This window comes from Dorea longicatena, assembly GCF_025150085.1.
In the GTDB taxonomy this organism is placed as follows: domain Bacteria; phylum Bacillota; class Clostridia; order Lachnospirales; family Lachnospiraceae; genus Dorea_A; species Dorea_A longicatena.
Window position 1 is genome coordinate 2,275,472 of record NZ_CP102280.1, and the last position, 13,967, is coordinate 2,289,438.

At 41.6% G+C, this 13,967-nt stretch carries 13 protein-coding genes and 3 tRNA genes; 4 read left to right on the plus strand and 12 right to left on the minus strand.

All coding sequences use genetic code 11. From position 1 onward, the window contains the following. Positions 1 to 119: 119 nt before the first annotated feature. From NQ508_RS10835 to NQ508_RS10855, 5 genes are all read right to left on the minus strand, one after another. Positions 120 to 193, minus strand: a tRNA-Pro gene (locus tag NQ508_RS10835). Between the two features lie 63 nt (positions 194 to 256). Then, a tRNA-Gln gene (locus NQ508_RS10840) sits at positions 257 to 327 on the minus strand. A gap of 146 nt (positions 328 to 473) precedes the next feature. Beyond that, positions 474 to 544 (minus strand) — tRNA-Gln (locus tag NQ508_RS10845). Between the two features lie 93 nt (positions 545 to 637). Then, complete coding sequence (locus tag NQ508_RS10850; protein WP_006428440.1) at positions 638 to 928, minus strand: hypothetical protein; 291 nt, start codon at positions 926 to 928, stop codon at positions 638 to 640. A gap of 64 nt (positions 929 to 992) precedes the next feature. Continuing rightward, positions 993 to 2,312, minus strand: coding sequence for an MATE family efflux transporter (locus NQ508_RS10855; protein WP_006428439.1), 1,320 nt, complete (start codon positions 2,310 to 2,312; stop codon positions 993 to 995). Between the two features lie 106 nt (positions 2,313 to 2,418). Between NQ508_RS10855 and NQ508_RS10860 the strand changes: the two genes are divergently transcribed. Both NQ508_RS10860 and NQ508_RS10865 read left to right on the plus strand, forming a co-directional pair. Further along, a complete protein-coding gene (locus NQ508_RS10860; RefSeq protein ID WP_022415930.1) occupies positions 2,419 to 2,562 on the plus strand; it encodes a hypothetical protein in 144 nt (47 codons plus the stop codon). A gap of 18 nt (positions 2,563 to 2,580) precedes the next feature. Beyond that, the gene (locus tag NQ508_RS10865) at positions 2,581 to 3,381 is read left to right on the plus strand and encodes a MerR family transcriptional regulator (RefSeq protein WP_006428438.1); all 801 of its coding nucleotides are present in this window, start codon (positions 2,581 to 2,583) and stop codon (positions 3,379 to 3,381) included. A 176-nt stretch (positions 3,382 to 3,557) separates the two neighbouring features. On the opposite strand, the gene NQ508_RS10870 is transcribed toward NQ508_RS10865, so the two are convergent. The 5 genes from NQ508_RS10870 to NQ508_RS10890 all read right to left on the minus strand — a co-directional run bounded on the left by NQ508_RS10870 (position 3,558) and on the right by NQ508_RS10890 (position 8,872). Then, the gene (locus NQ508_RS10870) at positions 3,558 to 4,772 is read right to left on the minus strand and encodes an LL-diaminopimelate aminotransferase (RefSeq protein ID WP_006428437.1); all 1,215 of its coding nucleotides are present in this window, start codon (positions 4,770 to 4,772) and stop codon (positions 3,558 to 3,560) included. Between the two features lie 4 nt (positions 4,773 to 4,776). After that, positions 4,777 to 5,625 (minus strand): diaminopimelate epimerase, encoded by an 849-nt coding sequence (gene dapF, locus NQ508_RS10875; RefSeq protein ID WP_006428436.1) that lies wholly within the window; start codon positions 5,623 to 5,625, stop codon positions 4,777 to 4,779. Between the two features lie 29 nt (positions 5,626 to 5,654). Further along, positions 5,655 to 6,203: an ANTAR domain-containing response regulator gene (locus NQ508_RS10880; protein ID WP_044920385.1), complete on the minus strand. Its 549-nt coding sequence runs from the start codon at positions 6,201 to 6,203 to the stop codon at positions 5,655 to 5,657. Positions 6,204 to 6,260: 57 nt separating this feature from the next. Next, positions 6,261 to 7,592 carry a type I glutamate--ammonia ligase gene (gene glnA, locus NQ508_RS10885; RefSeq protein WP_006428434.1) on the minus strand — a complete coding sequence of 444 codons (1,332 nt, stop codon included), beginning with the start codon at positions 7,590 to 7,592 and terminating at the stop codon, positions 6,261 to 6,263. An 80-nt stretch (positions 7,593 to 7,672) separates the two neighbouring features. Next, positions 7,673 to 8,872 carry an FprA family A-type flavoprotein gene (locus NQ508_RS10890; RefSeq protein ID WP_006428433.1) on the minus strand — a complete coding sequence of 400 codons (1,200 nt, stop codon included), beginning with the start codon at positions 8,870 to 8,872 and terminating at the stop codon, positions 7,673 to 7,675. A gap of 134 nt (positions 8,873 to 9,006) precedes the next feature. Here NQ508_RS10890 and NQ508_RS10895 point away from each other — a divergent pair, with 134 nt between their 5' ends. Beyond that, positions 9,007 to 10,143, plus strand: a complete 1,137-nt coding sequence (locus tag NQ508_RS10895; RefSeq protein ID WP_006428432.1) for a sensor histidine kinase — start codon at positions 9,007 to 9,009, stop codon at positions 10,141 to 10,143. 2 nt (positions 10,144 to 10,145) lie between these two features. Next, positions 10,146 to 10,859 carry a response regulator gene (locus tag NQ508_RS10900; protein ID WP_006428431.1) on the plus strand — a complete coding sequence of 238 codons (714 nt, stop codon included), beginning with the start codon at positions 10,146 to 10,148 and terminating at the stop codon, positions 10,857 to 10,859. A gap of 208 nt (positions 10,860 to 11,067) precedes the next feature. Here the strand turns inward: NQ508_RS10900 and NQ508_RS10905 are convergent, their stop codons facing one another. Together NQ508_RS10905 and NQ508_RS10910 are read right to left on the minus strand one after the other, a co-directional pair. Next, positions 11,068 to 11,547, minus strand: a complete 480-nt coding sequence (locus tag NQ508_RS10905) for an EamA family transporter (protein WP_006428430.1) — start codon at positions 11,545 to 11,547, stop codon at positions 11,068 to 11,070. A 41-nt stretch (positions 11,548 to 11,588) separates the two neighbouring features. Further along, on the minus strand, positions 11,589 to 13,847 hold the full coding sequence (locus NQ508_RS10910; RefSeq protein ID WP_006428429.1) for a glycogen/starch/alpha-glucan phosphorylase: 2,259 nt from the start codon (positions 13,845 to 13,847) through the stop codon (positions 11,589 to 11,591). Between the last annotated feature and the right edge of the window lie 120 nt (positions 13,848 to 13,967).

Sequence of the window (13,967 nt, forward strand, 5' to 3'; positions counted from 1 at the left end):
AAGCTATAGCAATTAAAGCATCTATAAACCATATATCGCTGACGTTTTTACAAATACCAAGAATTACACTCTTTGACATAAAAAAATACAGTACCTATATCAGATACTGTATCATTCAATCGGAGTGACGTGATTCGAACACGCGACCTCTACGTCCCGAACGTAGCGCTCTACCAAGCTGAGCCACACTCCGATATATGCAATTTTAAAAAGTAACCGGACACTTTCAAAAGCATCCGGCGCCCCTGCCAAGGAACTACGGATAGAGGACTCGAACCTCTACTAACAGAGTCAGAGTCTGCTGTGCTGCCATTACACCAATCCGCATCAGTGTTATGTTCTGCATTGTTCAGCGAACAAATATTATTATACTGATTTTTAGAAAAAAGTCAATAGGTATTTTTGATTTTTTTCATACATTTCCGACAATATGAAAAACCGGATACTTCTTAATGAAGTATCCGGCATTGTAACTACGGATAGAGGACTCGAACCTCTACTAACAGAGTCAGAGTCTGCTGTGCTGCCATTACACCAATCCGCATCAATGTGACTTTTCTCTGCTGTTCTTAAGTTGTCCAGCGAATATTAATTATACTCGGATACAGAGAAAAGTCAATAGGATTTTTAAAAAAAGTTATTTTTTGTCATAAATTTTTGGTTCTACCGTTTTATTTTCAAAGTCTATGAATAACTGGAACGCATATCCGTCATCACTGGTATCCCGGACTTCCACATACTTTGGCTGTACTTCAATCAGAATCTCTGTATCTTCATGGCTGTATTTGTTATAACTTTCCCAGAGATGTTCTTTGTATCCCTTTTCAAAGCGTCTTCCCGGTTCTTCGACAACCAGGCCTTTATTCACAGCAATTTCTTCTACCTGCACACCGCTCCAGCATAATAATTGTGATTGCAGTAACATCATCTGCTAGATTTCATCTATATTCCTCTATGCTATATATGTAAATATTTCCAATTGAAATATTTTATCATTTTTCTCTTTTCCTGTACCACCGATAAAGCCCCAGTGCCAGCACCACACAGCAGCTCTCCGCAATCACCGGTGCCCACCAGATCGCTTCTCCTCCAAATACTGCCGTAAGGAACACCAGACTGATCACCAGTGCAACCAGACTCCTTGTAAGCGAGATCATCGTTGCAAATCCGGCCCTTTCTACAGAAGTAAAATATCCGCCAAGAACCACATTGAGTCCCGCAATCAGGAAAGACAGGATAAAGATACGGAACACCCTTACGGAATACTTAATCAACGATGCTTCACTTTCTTTCAAAAACAGTCTTACAATGCCGCCTGCTCCCATATAACATACGACAACTGCTCCTACGGAACCCACAAGAGCCGCCGTGATTCCATATTTCAAAAGCTTTTTATATTTACCCGGTTCATTTTTCCCATAATAATAGCTGATCAATGGCTGTGATCCCTGTGCAATGCCTGCCATGGACATGACAACGATCGTATTCACATACGAGATGATCGTATAACTTACCAGTGCGTATTCTCCGATGTACTTCAGGATTGCCTGATTAAAGAAGAAGATAATGATTCCACTTGAGAATTCCGTCACGCCGGACGACATACCATTGCGAATCTGACGCCAGATTTCTGACGGCATCAAATGGAACTTCGAAAATCTTATCGTTCCTTTCGGTCCGAGGAAATGCCACAGATACAAGAGGATCACTGCTGTCTGCGAGATTCCCGTAGCAAACGCTGCCCCCCAGACACCTTTATGTAACACCATGACCAAAATATAATCCAGGATACAGTTCAGTACGCTCCCGGACGTTACATAGATTGTTGCAAGTTTTGGATAGCCATCCGTCTTGATCAACGTCTCAAATGAATAAGAGAGAATATATACCATGGAAAATGGTGCAATTGTTCCAATATATGTTTTCGCATAAGAGAGAATATTATCAGTTGCTCCCAGAAATCTGGCAAACGGCTCTAGAAACACTATTACAAGAATTGTGATCAGAACCGATAATGTGCAAAGCAGCACAACATTCTGGGTAAACACTTCATTTGCACGTTCTTTTTCTCCCTGTCCCAAAAGAATCGCCACGATTGTCGAATTTCCCACCGCAAACAGGATAGAGATGGAAAACAGCCCCGTTGTAAATGGCATTGAGATATTGACGGCAGTTAATGCCACTTCTGACACTCCTCTTGCCACAAATATTCCGTCTACCATGGTATAAAGCGAGAATACCCACTGGGCAATGATCGATGGGATAATAAAACGTAAAAAATCACTTTTTAAAGACTTTCCCTCAAGTCTCATTCATAAAACCTCATTTCTTTTTGTTCTTTTCTTTCATTTATAGTTTAAACCTTGGTATAATACTAAGGTCAAGTATCATATTTTCATATACACAGGAGGTTTTCTTATGAATATTTTAATTTTAAACGGAAGTCCACATCCAAATGGTACAACTGCACAGCTTCGTGCCGCATTCGAAGCAGGTGCACTATCTCTTCCAAACAGTAATTATATTGTAGAAGCCGAAAAATCAGGCGCCTCTCTTTCTTAGTTCCATCGCACAAAACATATGAAGCAGTTTTACAAAATTAATGAAATATCCAAACTATACAATATCGGACCAGATTCTCTCCGCTATTATGAAAAGCTGGGCCTTCTGGCACCAAAACGCGGGAAAAATAATTATCGGCTATATACTCTTGATGACCTGTGGCGACTGAACATCATCCGCGATCTGCGTCGTCTGGGATTCCCTATGGAAAAGATCCGGGAATATATGGACAACCGAAGCGTAGAAAATACACGTAAACTACTCACGGAAGAGCTCGATGCCATTCATCAGCAGATTCAGGAATTAAATCGCCTGCAGAAAAACGTTGAAGAACGTCTGCAGACATTATCCGGTGCCGAAGACCAGACATTACTTAAAATCCGGCTGCAGACGTTCCCTGACCGCTATTGCCATACATTGAATACACCTTACCATACAGATGAGGAGATGGATCTTCTGGTAAAACAGTTGTTGAATAAAAATACGGAGAATCTTTATATTATCAGCAACCATAACATTGGCTCATTCCTTCCGCTTAAGGAAATCAATAACGGGCAGTATGAAAATTATTCCGGTGTATTTATCATCGATAATTACGGAGAGTATTGTCTCAGTGGCGGCACTTATCTTACATTCACCTACGCAGGGGATTACCGTCAGAATGTTACTTATATTCCAGAACTTTTAACTTATGCAGCCCGTCACGGTCTGGTTCCGGATGGACCTCTTCTGGAGCTGATCTGGGTAGACAACCATCAATCGGCAGATATCAGCGAACATATTACAGAACTTCAATTACGAGTATATCCGAAAGACTGATTTCAAATCTTTCTGTATGAATTGTAACCGCATGTGCCGGACACATAGCAATAAAAAAACGGTCAGTATTCGCATGCTTTTATTTTTTCAGCATACGAATACCGACCGTTTTTTTATTTCATATTTTTTCTTATGCTATAACTTTCAAGATTTACACCGTAAATGCTTCCGGATTATTACATCTTCTTAATTCTTTCAATCGCTGCAACCGTATTCTCATATGTTCCGAATGCAGTCAGACGGAAGTATCCTTCTCCGCTTGGTCCAAATCCTGATCCAGGAGTACCTACTACATTCGCCTTATCAAGCAGGTAGTCGAAGAAATCCCATGAGGTCATTCCCTTAGGTGTCTCAAGCCAGATGTATGGTGCATTGACACCGCCTGATACATTGTATCCGGCATCTTTTAAGCCTTCTTTGATGACTTTTGCATTGTTCATGTAATAAGCAACCTGAGCGCTTAATTGCTCTTTTCCTGCGTCAGAATATACAGCCTCTCCTGCTTTCTGGATAATGTAAGATGTTCCGTTAAACTTTGTACCGTGACGTCTTGCCCACAGAGAATGTAACATCACATCTCCGGATTTTACATCTTTTGGAATTACAGTGGCACTCAGACGCACGCCTGTAAATCCTGCATTTTTAGAGAAACTTCTGATCTCGATTGCACAGGTTCTTGCTCCGTCACATTCATAGATAGAATGCGGCACTTCTTTTTCTGAAATATATGCCTCATAAGCTGCATCATAAATGATGACTGCACCGACTTCATTTGCATAATCTACCCATTTCTGCAGCAGTTCTTTTGTAATCGTAGAACCTGTCGGGTTATTTGGGAAGCACAGATAAATGATATCCGGTGTCTCTTCCGGAATCTCCGGTGCGAAGTTCGTCTCTTTTGTACAAGGCATATAGATGACATTACTCCATGTTCCTGTAGCAGCATCATATGTACCTGTACGTCCTGCCATAACATTTGTATCTACATAAACCGGATATACTGGATCACATACAGCGATCTTGCTGTCCTTTGAGAAGATTTCCTGGATATTACCGCAATCTTCTTTTGCTCCGTCGGAAATGAAGATCTCATCTGCATTGATGTCGCATCCTTTTGCCTGATAATCGTTCTTAGCCATTGCACTTCTTAAGAACTCATATCCCAGATCCGGTGCATATCCGTGGAATGTCTCTGCATGTGCCATCTCGTCAACTGCTCCATGAAGAGCTTCAACGATTGCCGGTGCCAGAGGCTGTGTTACATCACCGATACTTAACTTAATAATCTCGGCTTCCGGATGTGCTGCCTGATATTCACGCTGTTTTCTTGCTACTGTTGAGAACAGATAGCTTCCTGGTAACTTCAAATAATCCTGGTTTACTTTAAACATCTTCTTACTCCTTTATCTCTGTAATGTCTATCACGCCGTCGAATACAACTTTTGCAGGGCCTGTCATAAATACATGATTCTTCTTCTGGTCCCATTCGATCTGCAAGTCTCCACCTAATAATTTTACCGTAACACGCGTATCTGTCAAGTTATTTAATATACTGGCTACGGCTACGGCACATGCTCCTGTGCCACATGCAAGTGTCTCACCCGAACCGCGTTCCCATACACGCATCTCTACTGTATTCCGGTCAATGCAATGTACAAATTCTGTATTAATACGTTTTGGGAATCTCTCATGATTCTCGAATTTCGGTCCGATCTTTTCCAGATCCAGATTCTTTACATCATCCACATAGATGACTGTATGTGGATTTCCCATAGATACACCTGTCATATGGTATACCTGTCCATCTACTTCGATTGGCTCATCAATTACTTTTTCATTTTCTGATATGATAGGAATCAGATCTGATTTCAGTTCCGGTTTTCCCATGTCTACTTTGACAAGTACCACTTTTCCATCTTCTACGGTAAGATCCAGATATTTGATTCCGCCAAGTGTCTCTACAGAGATCTGTGTCTTATCCGTAAGTCCGTAATCATAGACATATTTTGCCACACACCGGATCCCATTTCCACACATCTCACCGCGGGAACCGTCTGCGTTATACATCTCCATCTCAAAATCAGCTACTTCGGACGGATTGATCATGATCAGTCCATCCGATCCAATTCCGAAATGTCTGTCACTTACATATCTCGCCACCGCCGGCGGGTTTTCTATCTTTTCTTCAAAACAGTTCACATAGACATAATCATTGCCCAGTCCCTGCATCTTTGTAAACTTCATGCATTTCTCTCCTTTTATTGTCTCACATATTACTCTGCCATAATGCTCAGTACCATCTCTGCTGTTTCAACCATATTCGTCCCGCTGTCCATGCTGCTTTTCTGAAGATACCTGTGTGCTTCTTCCTCCGACATATTATTACGTGTCATCAGAAGTTCTTTTGCCTTTCTGATCGTCTCCTGCTGCTTCGGATCTCTGTTTTTCAGTTCTTTCCTTCGTTTCTTACGTCTCCGGTCCATGGATTGCAGCATCATATTCACAGTATTCAGAAGATCATATACTTTAATCGGCGTAGAAAGGCCTACGATTCCTTCCACATCACCACTGCTCCATTTGTCCTGTGATGCTACCAGAAGCATTTCAAATGACTCTGGTAAATATTCACGAAGCTGTGTATACATCATATCTTTCATCCGATAACCGCAGACCACGATCCCATCGTCTACAGTATCTGCATAATGCATGGCCTGCGCACCGGTGGTACACACACCAATTACATCCATGCCTCCTCTGGCCAGCAGGTTTCTGATATTGGTTGCATTATCTTTATTCGGGAATACAACAATAAGCCCTGTCACTTACGCCACCTCCTGTCAGATACTCTTTTGCCCGTTCCTTTTTGTGCAAAATCTGTATTACAGTAAGTGCAGGTATTTTTCAAGTTCCCAGTCTGTAATCTGGATTCTGTAATCCTGATACTCAGATGCCTTAGCTTCTATATATTTTCTTGATAGGTCTTCTCCTAATATCTCCTGGATAAATGTATCCTTCTGAAATTCTTTTGCTGCCTCTATTAAACTTCCCGGCAATTTTTCAATTCCGAAAATCTTGCGCTCTTCATCTGTCATCTCATATACATTACGGTTTACTGCCTTCGGCGGCATCGTTCCTTCCTTGATTCCGTCCAGTCCTGCTGCCAGGCATACCGCCAGTGCAAGATATGGGTTAGCCGACGGATCCGGGTTACGAAGTTCGACTCTTGTATACTCCCCTCGTGTTCCCGGAATACGGATCAGAGGTGTACGGTTCTTTGCAGACCATGCAATATATACCGGAGCTTCAAATCCAGGGATCAGGCGCTTGTACGAGTTAACACTTGGATTCGTGATAAAAGTCAGTGCCTTCATGTGTTTCATAATTCCGCCGATAAAGCAATATGCTTCTTTGCTAAGTCCATATTCATCACTGGCATCCTGGAATACATTGATTCCGTCTCTGCTAATAGACATGTTCAGGTGCATACCAGAACCATTGATCCCGAATTTCGGTTTTGGCATAAATGTTGCATGTAACCCATGACGTTTTGCGATCGTCTTAACTACAAGTTTAAATGTCATAATATTATCTGCGGTCGTCAGCGCCTCATCATAACGGAAATCTATCTCATGCTGCGCCGGAGCCGCCTCATGATGGGAAGATTCAATCTCAAATCCCATATCTTCCAGCGTCAACACCATATCACGTCTTGCATTCTCACCAAGGTCCAGAGGCCCGAGATCAAAATATCCGGCACTTTCATGTGACAGCGTGGTCGGCAATCCGTCATCATCTGTATGGAACAGGAAGAATTCCAGCTCAGGTCCGACATTAAATTCGTATCCCATCTCTTTCGCATCTTCCATTACTTTTTTCAGGATATATCTCGGATCACTTTCATAAGGCGTTCCATCTGGTTTATACACATCACAGATCAGTCTGGCAACTTTTCCCTGCTGCGGTCTCCATGGAAATATCTCAAATGTATTCAGATTCGGATACAGATACATATCCGACTCTTCTACTCTTGCAAAACCTTCTATAGATGATCCATCAAACATGATTTCATTATCCAGTGCTTTTTCCAGCTGGCTTGTGGTTATCGCGATATTTTTCATGGTTCCGAAAATATCCGTAAACTGCAGCCGGATAAATCCTACATCCTCTTCTTCTACCATTCTCAATATATCTTCTCTTGTGTAATTGTTCATTCTATCGACCTCCACTCAATACACGTCTTTCATATCATGACATCTGCATTCTATTGTTCTTCACTGCTTCTTATATGCATTTACATAGCATCTATGATCTGCTGTGCAAATGCATCTAAGTTATCTTCCTGATCCGCTTTTAATGTAGATTTGATCGACAGTTTCTGATCGAGTACCGTCATATTTTTCATCTCTTCTAACTGTTTTACGATCTGCTTTCCTGCTGTTGCAGCCCAGGTTCCGTTATCCATAACAGCAACCGTTCTGTTCTGTACAGCCAGTGCCTTCATGTGCGCCAGCAGATTTTCAATCGGTGGATAGATGCCTCCGTTGTATGTCGGGCATGCGATCACCACATGGCTGACACGGAAAATCTCGGCGATCAGTTCTGATACATCTGTCTTGGATGCATCATAAACTGCAATATTTTTTACACCTTTTGCACCAAGCTTTACTGCCAGTGCATCTGCTGCCTGCTCTGTATTTCCGTAAATAGAACCATAGATAATGGCAACAGCCTGGTCTTCCGGCTCGTATTTGCTCCACTTATCGTGTTTCTCAATAAAGTAATTCAGATTATTTCTCCATACCGGTCCGTGAAGCGGGCAGATCATCTGAATATCCAGCCCTGCTGCTTTTTTCAGAAGTGCCTGTACCTGCATGCCATATTTTCCTACGATATTCGTGAAGTATCTTCTTGCATCATCGATCCAGTCCTTTTCGAAATCAACCTCGTCGTTGAACAGATTGCCGTTCAATGCGCCAAATGTTCCGAATGCGTCTGCAGAGAACAGGATCTTCTCCGAATCTTCATAAGATACCATAACCTCCGGCCAGTGTACCATCGGTGCCATCACAAAATGAAGGGTATGATTTCCAAGTTCCAGCGTGTCGCCTTCTTTTACCACAACCTGTCTGCCTTCCAGATCTGCATCAAAGAACTGGCTGATCATCTGCATGGTTTTTACATTTCCAACTACTTTTGTCTCTGGATATAACTCCAGAATTCTCTGGATATTGGCACAATGATCCGGTTCCATATGCTGTACGACAAGGTAATCTAATTTCCCGCCGTTTAATGCATAAGCTACATTTTCAATAAATTGTTCGGATGCGGATGCATCTACTGTATCCATCAGGGCATTCTTCTCATCTTTAATCAGATATGCATTATAGGATACCCCTCTTGGAATCGGGAATAAATTCTCGAATAAGTTTAATCTTCTGTCATTTGCGCCCACCCAGATCACGTGATCTGTTACATTTCTTGTACATTTCATAGTTCATTCCTCCTCGTCACATAATATCACATTTTTTACCACATTAACGCACAAACTTTTAGAATTTACGCATTATTTTTAATACAATTTTTCCAGTATTCCGATTTTCTTTTTTTGTGTTATAATCTAACAATATGAAAAGAATATCTGACCGGCTTTCGGAGAAAGGAGCAACATTGAAAAAAACAGCAAAAACCGACAATTCATCTGACCCTAAGACTTTATGCTATAATATTCTTTCTACTATCTGTATCCTGACACTGGCAACGGTTCTGGCTTTCTCATTTTTTCATATTACCAGAAGCGATCCTGCCAATATTGCACTTATTTATATTCTTGCTCTTATTATCATTGCCAGAATTACCAGTGGATATGTTTTTGGTATTATTTCTGCTTTGTTTTGTGTTATATTCATCAACTGGTGCTTTACATATCCTTATTTTAAAGTTAATTTTCAGATCAGCGGATACCCTGTCACATTTGTATTTCTGCTTTCCATTTCACTGATCGTATCCACATTGACAACACAGTTAAAGAAACAGGACAAAATGATTCTGGAAAGAGAGCGTGCGATCAATGAGGCAGACAAAGAACGGATACGTGCCAATCTTCTGCGGGCAATCTCTCATGATCTTCGTACACCGCTTACTTCTATTATAGGCTCTTCGGATTCTTTTATAGAAAATTATCAGAATCTGACTGATCCGGAAAAGCAAAGTCTTGTATCGTCTATTAACGAAGATTCACACTGGCTTTTGAATATGGTCGAAAATCTTCTGTCTGTCACAAGAATTCAGGATGATACCGGAACTGTTAAAAAAGAGGACGAAGTCGTAGAAGAAGTCGTTTCCGAAGCAATCATCCGATTAAAGCGGCGGCTTCCGGATATTGAAATTCACGTAAGCGCTCCGGAAGATGTCCTGATCATTCCGATGGATCCGCTTCTTATCGAACAGGTTCTAATGAATCTGATGGAAAATGCTTTTGTTCATTCCGAAAGCGACAGGCCTATCGACCTTCGTATTACAGAAAACCCGGATACCGTTACCTTTCATATCATAGATTATGGAAAGGGTATTGACGAACAGACCATCCCACTGATTTTAAAAGGCGAATATACAGCCCCACGTACATCGGATACCCACCGTGGCATGGGAATCGGTCTTTCTATCTGCAACACTATTGTCCAGGCACATGGCGGAAAAATTGCCGCACATAATCATGCAGATGGCGCTGAATTTCTATTTACATTACCAAAGGAGGATACTTAATCATGAATGACAGCTATTCTATTTTGATCATAGAAGATGAAAAAAATATTCTGGACTTCATGTCCAGAACATTAAAGGCCAATGGATATAAAACAACTACCGTCACTTCCGGGAAGGCCGGATTGTCCATTATCAATTCACAATGTCCGGATCTGATCCTTTTGGACCTTGGACTTCCGGACATGGATGGAAATGATATCATAGCTTCTGTCCGCGAATGGACCAGTTGCCCGATCATCGTCATTTCAGCAAGAACCGGAGAACATGATAAGGTGGCCGCTCTGGATCTTGGTGCCGATGACTATATCACCAAGCCATTCGGAACTTCGGAACTGCTTGCCAGAATCCGTACTTCTTTACGTCACAGCAACCGTATGGCATCAAACTCGCCTCTTTATATCCGTCCTTACAAATGTCAGGGACTTATACTTGATTTCGAAAAAAGAATGCTGACTCTGGACGGCGAGGAGATACATCTGACACCTGTAGAATACAAAATTGTTGCCTACCTTGCGCGCAATTCCGGAAAGGTTATGACCTATGCTTCTGTAATGGCAAATGTATGGGGACCTTTTACCGACAACAATAATCGTATTCTGCGTGTAAATATGGCCAATATACGCCGCAAAATAGAACGGAATCCATCACAGCCACAGTTTTTATTTACCGAAGTCGGTGTCGGTTATCGTATGTGCGAAGATGAGAATGAAGTGTAATTTACTGCTCTATCTGCCGGGTACCCTTTTATATATACGATTGCTAAGAATGTGTTAAGGAACCCTGTCGGGTCTATACATTCACTTTAAATGTGTTATTATAATTAATGAAGTGGCATATCGAAAAGAAAAGCCTCATTCATTATTCTCTCAAAAAAGGATGCAAATTGATGCATCCTTTTTTACTATCTGTATTTATTTCCTGTATTTATTTCGAATTGATATTCAAAATGAAAAGTGTAGATAATACCAGTGCAAATCCCAGAATATCTATTGCCGGGAATGCAGTTCCTAAAAAGATCGCCGCCACGATCGTTGCCGCTACCGGCTCCACGCTTGATAATAATCCTGCATATACACTTCCTGCGTATTTTACTGCTGCCAGATACAGACAGAACGGTAAGATTGTTCCCACGATTACGATTGTCAGGAATCCTACAATCACAATCATATCCAGATGTGCCTCAATTCTCCACGGTCTTAAGAATACCGCCAGCACGCCTCCGCCGATCAGCATCGCCCATGCGCATACTGACTCGGCCGGATATTTCTTAAGAAGCGGTCCCGGAAGTACTCCGTAGAAACAGGTCGTAATCGCCAGCAGCATTCCCATGATCAGGCCTTTCGGTGAAATGGATAATGCATGGATATTTCCCTGCGTTGCCACCAGAAAGATACCTGCATTCATTTTCCGATTGTTTTTGTGCGGCTTATTCCCTTGCACACATTTTATACATGCCAGATATCTCTGTTATACTCGGCGATCGTACGATCTGATGAGAAGAATCCTGCTTTTGCAATGTTCACGATCATCCTCTTTGCCCATGTCATACGGTCTTCGTAATCTGCAAATACTCTTTCTTTTGTCTGAATGTAATCTTTTACATCCAGAAGTGTCATGAACCAGTCTTTCTGGATCAGTTCTGCGTGAATCTCAAGAAGTGTACGCACATCACCGATTTTCAGCATCTCAGGGCTGATAATGAAGTCTACCCACTTACGGATGTCTTTGTCATTGATATAGTAATCTGCTGCCACATAGTCTGATTTTGCATAGTGCTCGATTACCTGGTCGCTGCTCTCTCCGAAGATATAGATATTCTCGTCCCCGACAAGCTGATGGATCTCTACATTTGCACCGTCCTCTGTTCCAAGCGTTACAGCACCGTTCAACATGAACTTCATGTTACCTGTTCCACTTGCTTCCTTAGATGCCAGTGAAATCTGCTCAGATACTTCGCATGCCGGGATCAGTTTCTCTGCCATTGTCACATTGTAGTTCTCTACCATAACAACCTGCAGGTACGGTGCCACTTCCGGATCATTCTTGAGCAGTTCCTGTAAGCACAGGATTACATGAATAATGTCCTTTGCAATAATGTAAGCAGGTGCTGCCTTGGCACCGAAGATCATTGTAATCGGTCTCTTTGGTTTATTTCCGGCTTTGATGTCCAGATATTTGTAAATGATATACAGGACATTCATCTGCTGTCTCTTATACTCATGGAGACGTTTGATCTGAATATCGAAGATTGCGTTGTCGTTCAGTACAACTCCGGATTCTTTTTCCAGATATTCTTTTAATGCTGTTTTATTCTGCTGCTTAACATCCAGAAGCTCGTTCAGTGCTTCTTCGTTATCGATCTGTGCAAGAAGTCCTTCCAGTTTGGAAGCATCTTTACGGAACTCACTGACTCCGTATTTATCCATCCATTCTACCAGTTTCTTATCACAGTGCATCAGCCATCTTCTGAATGTGATACCATTGGTCTTATTGTTGAATTTCTCCGGATAAATGTCATAGAATGGCTTCAATTCTACATTTTTCAGGATCTCTGTGTGAAGTGCTGCAACACCATTGACACTGAATCCGTAATGCATATCCATTCTTGCCATGTGTACACGGTTCCACTCGTCGATGATCTGCACATCTTTGTTATCATATTTTGCTGCCACTCTTGCTGCCAGTTCACGGATGATCGGCATTAAGTGCGGAACAACCGCCTCCAGATAGTCGATCGGCCATTTCTCCAGTGCTTCTGCAAGGATCGTATGGTTCGTGTATGCACAAGTATTTGTCACGATCTCGATTGCTTTATCCATAGAGATTCCTCTTGCTGTCAAAAGACGGATCAGCTCCGGAATTACCATAGACGGATGTGTATCGTTGATCTGGATTACAACGTGTTTATCAAGTTCTTCCAGTGAATAGCCCTTTTCTTCACATTCTTTTAAAATGAACTGTGCACCATTACTTACCATGAAATACTGCTGATAGATACGAAGCAGTTCGCCCTGTTTGTCACTGTCGTCCGGATAGAGAAACAGCGTCAGGTTCTCACGGATATCATTCTTGTCAAATGAGATTCCGTCGCCTACGATATTTTCATTTACAGATTCGATATCGAATAAGTGAAGTTTGTTGGTTCCATTTTCATATCCGGTTACATCGATATCGTATAATTTTGAATGCAGGCTGAAATCTTTGAATGGTACATCGAATCCGATTCCTGTATCAGTAAGCCAGCTTGTATTCTGGATCCATGGGTTTGGAGTCTCTTTCTGTTTGTGATTTTCAAATACCTGTTTGAACAGTCCAAGGTGATAGTTCAGTCCGATTCCGTCTCCTTCCAGACCGAGTGTTGCAATGGAATCTAAGAAGCATGCTGCCAGTCTTCCAAGTCCGCCGTTACCAAGTGACGGTTCCGGTTCTACTTCTTCGATCTCGCAGATGTCTTTTCCATTTGCTGCAAGAAGCTCTCTTACTTCATCGTATACGCCAAGGTTGATCAGGTTGTTGGATAACAGTTTTCCGATCAGGAATTCTGCTGATATATAATATACTTTTCTTCCTTTTTCGGAAATATTTCTTCCTTTATCTGCTGCAGCTTCTTTTACTGTGTTAAGAAGTGCTGCGTAAATCTCTTCATTCGATGCATCTTTGATTGCTTTGCCAAGTGTCTGCTGTAACTTTTCTGAGAAATTCATAATTAACCTCCTGAATGTGTGCTGTCGCATGATTGTTTTTAATATTGATCTGAATCTTTGTTTCATCAGTTTTCTTTTGTTTTACACTGATATTATAATAGGATTATACATTTTATCTCT